Annotated in this window: 4 protein-coding genes (1 of these 4 running past the window's edge); all 4 read right to left on the bottom strand. The window is 76.2% G+C overall.

Annotated elements, in window-relative coordinates:
- Positions 1-88: 88 nt before the first annotated feature.
- Tightly spaced (at most 22 nt apart), the 4 genes in view from ACPXCB_RS06815 to ACPXCB_RS06800 form a layout consistent with a single transcriptional unit that may run on beyond the window.
- Positions 89-964, bottom strand: coding sequence for a TauD/TfdA dioxygenase family protein (locus tag ACPXCB_RS06815; protein ID WP_425873199.1), 876 nt, complete (start codon positions 962-964; stop codon positions 89-91).
- A gap of 22 nt (positions 965-986) precedes the next feature.
- A complete protein-coding gene (locus ACPXCB_RS06810; protein WP_425873197.1) occupies positions 987-1,655 on the bottom strand; it encodes a hypothetical protein in 669 nt (222 codons plus the stop codon).
- A complete protein-coding gene (locus ACPXCB_RS06805) occupies positions 1,645-2,709 on the bottom strand; it encodes a GSCFA domain-containing protein (RefSeq protein ID WP_425873195.1) in 1,065 nt (354 codons plus the stop codon). The genes ACPXCB_RS06810 and ACPXCB_RS06805 overlap by 11 nt, the downstream gene beginning before the upstream one ends.
- On the bottom strand, positions 2,706-6,249 hold the end of the coding sequence (locus ACPXCB_RS06800) for an amino acid adenylation domain-containing protein (RefSeq protein WP_425873193.1). Its footprint extends 5,978 nt past the window's final position; 3,544 of the gene's 9,522 nt are visible here — the last part of the coding sequence; its start codon lies beyond the right edge, outside the window; the stop codon is at positions 2,706-2,708. Before ACPXCB_RS06800 ends, ACPXCB_RS06805 begins: the two co-directional genes overlap by 4 nt.

Raw genomic sequence — 6,249 nt, 5'->3', positions numbered from 1 at the left:
ACCGGCCACCGCCCCCCACCGGCCACCGCCCTCCACCGGCCGGCGAGCGGATCCGCCGCCGGGCCGGCGCGGGGGTCGGCCCGACCGGCTACGCCATCGGCCGGCTGCCGTTGATGGTCACCCGCTGGCCGTAGCGGGAGTGCGGGTAGTAGTCCCAGACGGCGTGGTGCTGGGTGCAGCGGTTGTCCCAGAACACCAGCGTGTTCGGCGTCCAACGGACCCGGCAGCTCAGGATCGGCTGCTGGGCGACCCAGCCGAAGAGCATGTCCAGCAGCGCCCGGCTCTCGTGGCGGGAGAGCTGCACGATGTGCGACGTGAAGCCGGCGTTGACGAAGAGCAGCTTGCGGCCGGTCTCCGGGTGGCGTACGACGACCGGGTGCTCGCTCTTCGGCACGACGTACTCCGGCGGCGGGGTGTGACCCTGCCACGGGATCAGGCCGTCGTGGACCGCGGTCAGCCCGTCGAGGAAAGCCCGCATCGGCGCAGAAAGCATCTCGTACGCCAGGTGCATGTTCGCCCAGAGGGTGTCGCCGCCGACGCCGATCTCCGGCGTCCTGGTGACGTAGAGCATCGAGCCCAGCGACGGCTCGGCCTCGGCGGTGCCATCGGTGTGCCAGTCCTCGCCGGCCACGAACCGCGAGTCCCGGCCGGCGCTGATCTCGAGGACGGCGGGGTCGCCGCCGTCGAGGTCGGCGAGGGGCTGCCGGCGCAACTCGCCGAACAGGCCGGCGAAGCGCTTGTGGTCCTCGGCGGAGAGCACCTGGTCGCGGAAGACCAGCACGTGGTGGGCGAGGAAGGCGCGCCTGACCTCGGCCAGTTGCCCGTCCGACAGTTCGGCGGCGAGGTCGAGGCCGGAGACCTCCGCGCCGATGACCGGAGAGATCGGCCGGACGGTGATGGTGTCGTAGCGCTCCGGCGGGCGGGTCGTCGCCCGCTCGACGGCGGCAAGGACGTGCTCTTCCATTCGTTCCCTCCTGGATTGGGTGTCACAGCCCCCGCGCCAGCAGGTCGGCCACGATCAGCCGGCCGAAGGCGAGGTTGCCGTGGATCGGGTCGTCCGGCTCGCAGAACGCGGCCCGCTGCCGGCCCGTGCCGTCGGTGACCCGGGCCCGCAGGTCCACGATCTCCACGCCGAGCGCGACGAGCGCGCGGCGGATCGTCTCCTGGGCCGCCATGAACACCAGCGGGTCGGACATCCCCGGCACCCGCTGCGGCGGCAGCACCGCGAGGACGCGCAGCCCCAGGTCGAGGGCGTGGCGGTAGAAGGCCAGCGCGTCGCGGGCCATGGCGCGCACGATGTCGTCGAAGAGCCCGCTGGCGAGGAAGCCCGCCGGGAAGGCGCCGTCGCCCGCCCGGTAGATCCGCCAGTTCTCGGTGGTGGCGAAGAAGTGGGCGCTGAGCCCGAACGTCGAGACCAGCGGGACGGCGAGCTGCCCGACGTCGGCCACGCCCAGCTCGGCCAGGAAGCCGCGGTGGCGTTCCTGCACGGCGGCATCCCGGAACACCAGGCCGTCGTCGCGGACCTCGAAGAAGCCGACGTTGAAGTCGCGCCCCGAGCCGACCGGCCCGCCGACGAAGGGCACCCCGGCCGCCGTGGCCGCGCGGGCGATCGGCCCGGCGTGCGAGTCGCCCAGCAGCAGAAACCTAGCCGGCACGGTAGTGGTCGAGGACGGCGTCGTCACAGTAGAGGTCACCTCCGTCGGCGTCGGCGCGGCGGTCCGACGCCGACGCGGTCCGATCCCTCGGCCGGGTCCCGTTCCGGTCGCCTTCGAGGGCGTCGAAGAAGTGGCGCATGACGAAGGCGACCCCCGCCGGCGTCACGGCGCGCAGGTTCGGCGCGAAGAAGACCCCCCGGAACGGGAAACCGGTGATCAGCTCGTACGAGGGGAAGTAGTCGACGTGGTCGTGTTCCTGGGCCAGTTGGCCCGCCGCGGCCCGCAGCACGGACTTGGAGTACGTGGTGGCGGTCAACGCGTGCGCCCCGGTCGCCGTCGCGGTGAGCGGCACCGGCGACACGGTCAGCAGGACGGTCAGCCGGGGGTTGGCGGCGCGCAGCAGCGCGACGACGGCGCAGAGGTCCCGGTGCACCTCGGCCACGGTGAAGTTGTGGAAGACGTGCCGCCCGGCGTCGAAGGTGCCCCGGACGGTGCCCGGGCAGACCGGGTGGACGGTGCCGGTGACCGCGTCGCGCCAGGCCTCGGTCAGACCGAGGGTGAAGATGAGACAGCCCGCCTCGGCGACCGCCCCCCGCATCGCCGCCAGGGTGGACCGGCGGGCGGCCAGGGTCGCCTCCGCCGAGTCGTACCCCTCGGGTTCGACCGACGGGCGGTACGGGTCGAAGAACCGGTCGCCCTCGCGCCAGACCTCGTCCGGCCCGGGGTCGTCCGTCAGCGCCCAGGTCAGCCACTGCCGCAGGGCGGCGGCGGTGTAGATGGTGCCGGTGCGGAAGGAGAACGCGCCGTAGTGGCGGGCCCGGCGCTCAGCCTCCGTCAGCCCCGGCGGGGGCAGCTCGACCTCACGCCAGTTCATCCCCTCGTCGCGCAGGGCGGGACCGAGGTGGCGGGCGAAGCAGGAACCGGCGGTGAGGACCGGATCGTCCGGGTCGAGGCCGAACTTCGGCGTCCACACCTCGCCGATGTCCAGCATCTCCGGCTCGGCCACGGCGGTGCGCCAGAACGACCGCGACGGCAACGACTGGTACGGGTTCATCGCGCCGCCCTCGGGTCGGTGGCCAACTCCGCCTCGTTGATGGCCCCGGCCACCGCGTCCACGTGCGGCGCCCCGACGATGCCGTAGTGGGTGGTGTCGACGAGGTGCCAGGCGAGCCCGGTCAGGTGCCTCCGCCACTTGCGGGCCTGCTCCTGCGGTGCACCGAGCGCCGGCAGCCCGGCCGTCGGACGGCCCGCGAGCCAGAGCCGCCCGGGCGTCCCGGCCAGCCGGGGCAGGGTGTGCTGCGCCATGCTCGCCAGGTTGGCCCGGCAGCAGCGCGCCAGCGCGTCCGCGTACGCCGTCGCCGCGGTGTTCGCGCCGGTCGCCGCCCCCAGTTCGTGGGCGAAGAGCGCGGCGAGCCGCTCCTCGTCGTACGCCCCGAAGGCCGGCGCGGCGTCCGGCGGCGGCGGGTCGAGCAGGTACAGCTCGTCCGCCGGCTGGCCGGCCGCCTCGGCCTCCGCCGCCATCCCGAGCGCCACCCAGGCGCCGAACGACCACCCGGCGAGCCGCCAGCGCCACTCGTCGCGGGGGAAGCGGTCCCGCAGCGCGGCGTGGTAGCGCGCGGCCCGCTCCGCGAGCGACCAGGCCGGCTGCCCGGGGCTCACCAGCGCGGGATCGGCGATGACGCAGACCGTGAGCTCCGGGTCGAGCGCCGACACCAGCGGCCGGTACGCCTGGACGTCGCCGCCGACCGGATGGACCAGGCAGAGCACCGTACGCCCCCGGCCCGCCTGCCAGACCTCCACCGCCACGGCGGGGTCGGCGGGGTCGGCGGCGCGGACCGGCTCGCCGAGGAGCCCCAGCACCTCGGCCAGGCTCACCCGGTGGCTCAGCTGGGACAGGCCGAGGCTGACGCCGAAGTGCTCCTTGACCCGGTCGATCAGGTCCAGCAGCAGCAGCGAGTCGGCCCCCAGGTCGTAGAGGGACACGGTCGGGTCGAGCCGGTCGGCGCCCAGCCAGTCGCAGAGCCATTCGCCGACCTGCTCGGCGGCCGACCGGGGCAGTACGGCGGGTGTCGCGTCCGCCGGGCCGGCCGGTGGCGCGTAGAACTCCCGCGCCCGGTCCAGCGCGGTGGTGCAGACGAGCAGCTGCGGCAGCCGCAGCCGCAGGGCCTGCGCGAAGAGCCGGCGCCCCTCGTCCACGGAGAGGCCGACCGCCAGGTGTGCCCGGTGCCGGGCGTCGGTGGGCAGGGCGTCCCGGGCCAGGCCCACCTCGCTCCAGACGTCCCAGCCCACGGAGATCCGCAGCGTGGCGTCGGCCCCGTCCGCCCGGTGCCGGGCGAAGCCGTCCAGCAGCCCGTTGGTGGCGGCGTAGTCGAGCTGGCCGACGCCGCCGAGCTGCGCCGACATCGACGAGCAGTAGACGACGAACGACGGCCGGTGGCGCGCCACCAGCCGCTCCACGAACAGCGCGCCGTACGCCCTGCCGGCCGTGGCCCGCCGCATCCCGGCCGCGTCCCGCCGGCCGATCAGCCCGCCGGCCCCGATCCCCGCGGCGTGGACCACCCCGTCGACCCGTCGGGTCCGGGCGTCGAGCCGGGCCAGCAGTTCGTCGGGTCCGGTCTCGGCCAGGTCGCCCTCGACGAGGTCGACGCGCTCGGCCCACCGCGTTAGCCCGGCCGGCAGCGGCCCGCGCCGCGCCAGCAGGACCACCCGGCAGTCGCCCTGCTCCAGCAGCCAGGCGGCGATGCTCCGCCCGATGCCGCCGGTGCCGCCCAGGACCACGTACACGGCCGGTCCGGCCGGCAGCGCGCGCGTGGCGGGCACCGCCGGCAGCGGATGCGTGGCCGGCGCGGCCGGCGGGCGGACCGGCAGCAGCGCCTGCTCCCACCAGTAGCTCCCGCGTAGCGCGAGTCGGCGGGGTGGCGGTGCCTCCTCCGCCAGCAGCGCCGCGAGCGCCGGCGCCCAGTCGGCCGGATCGGGGCCCGGCAGGTCCACCCAGTGGCTCGCGACGTCGCCCTCCTGGGGCGCGACCTCGCAGACCCCGGCGAGCAGGCCCAGCTCCGGCCGGCGTACGTCGTCGTCCACGGGTTGCGCCTGCTGCGACAGCCACCAGGCCCGCAGCCGGGGTCGGCGGGGCAGGGCGGCGACGGCTGCCAGCAGCGCCGCCGGGGTGTCGACGCAGGCCCGGTACGAGTCGGCGAGCGCGTCCGCGCCGACCGGCCCGACGACGGCCAGCGGCAGCGCGTGGAGCCAGTCGACACCGCCGTGCCCGGGCGCGGCCAGCGGGCCGGCGTCGGCGCCGGTCAGCGCGTCGAGCAGCCGGCCAAGCGACTCGGGATCGGCCGGGTCGGCCTGGTAGCTGTCCGGTCCGAGCCGGGCGAAGCCGTCCGCGGCGGTGACGGCCACCACCCGGGCGTGGGACGCCGCGAAGGCGCGGAGCGCGGCCGGCGACGGTGGTGCCGCGGCCATGATCACGAGCGTCTCCGGGCGGCGGGCACCGGTGTCGGCCCCCGCGTGCCGCCAGCGCACCCAGTGCGGCTGGTGCAACCACTCGGCCTCGGGCAGCCGCGCCGGCCACGGCTGATCATCCGGCGCCGCCCCGGGTGACGCCACCTCGGCGGGCGCCGCTGCCCCGGCTGGCGATGCCACCCCGGGCGACGCCGCTCCGGCGGGCGGTGCCGTCCCGGTCGGCAGTGTCGTGTTGGCGGGCGATGTCGTGCTGGTGGGCGACGTCGCCCCGGTCGTCGGTGTCGCCCCGGCCGGCGGGGCGGCGCGGGCGAACTCGTGGTCGACGAGCACGAACGCCGGCGGGGGAAAGTCCCAGGGCGGCTGCGCCGGCCCGGCCGGCCACCGGACCGGCCGACCGGCCAGCCAGGCGGCGACGAGGTCGGCTGCCGGCGGCGTACCGGCCGAGCCGGTGACCGCGACGGGTGCCGCCTCGCCGGGGGTGACCTCGACGGCGGTCGCGGTGCGCAGCCAGGCAACGGCGGCGGCCGCGTCGGCGCAGACGGCCGCCGCCCGCCACCGGCCCGGCGTGCGGCCCGCCTGGAGGTGGCGCAGCACCCGGTGGTAGGCCTCGGGCCGGGCCGCCAGGTAGTCGGCGATGCGGTCGGCGTCGGCGCGCAGGCCGGCCGCGCTGCCGCTGGCGAGCAGCACCACCGGTACGCCGGGACCCGGCGGAGTCTCCGGGCCGGCGCCGACCTGTTCGACCGCCTCGCAGACCAGGTGGGCGTTGGTGCCGCCGATGCCGAAGCTGCTCACCGCCGCCACGCGTGGCCGGTCGACGGGCCAGGGCCGGGACTTCGTGGGGATGTGGAACGGGGCCGGATCGGGGCCCAGCCGTGGATTGAGGCGGCGGAAGTCGACGTTCGGCGGGATCAGCCCGTGGTGCACGGCCAGCACGGCGCGGACCAGGCCGACCACCCCGGCCGCCGCGCCGAGATGACCGATCTGGCTCTTCACCGAGGCCAGCGCGACGCGACCGGGCTCGGCCAGGTCGAACGCCTGGCGTAGCGCCGCCACCTCCACCGGGTCGCCCAGCTCCGTGCCGGTGCCGTGCGCCTCCACGTAGCCCACGTCACCGCTGGTACGCCCGCTG

Origin of the sequence: Micromonospora sp. DT62 (assembly GCF_049847285.1) — a bacterium.
GTDB lineage: Bacteria > Actinomycetota > Actinomycetes > Mycobacteriales > Micromonosporaceae > Micromonospora > Micromonospora reichwaldensis.
The sequence above is the reverse complement of the archived record's forward strand: the minus strand, read 5'-3'. Positions and strand labels throughout refer to the sequence as shown.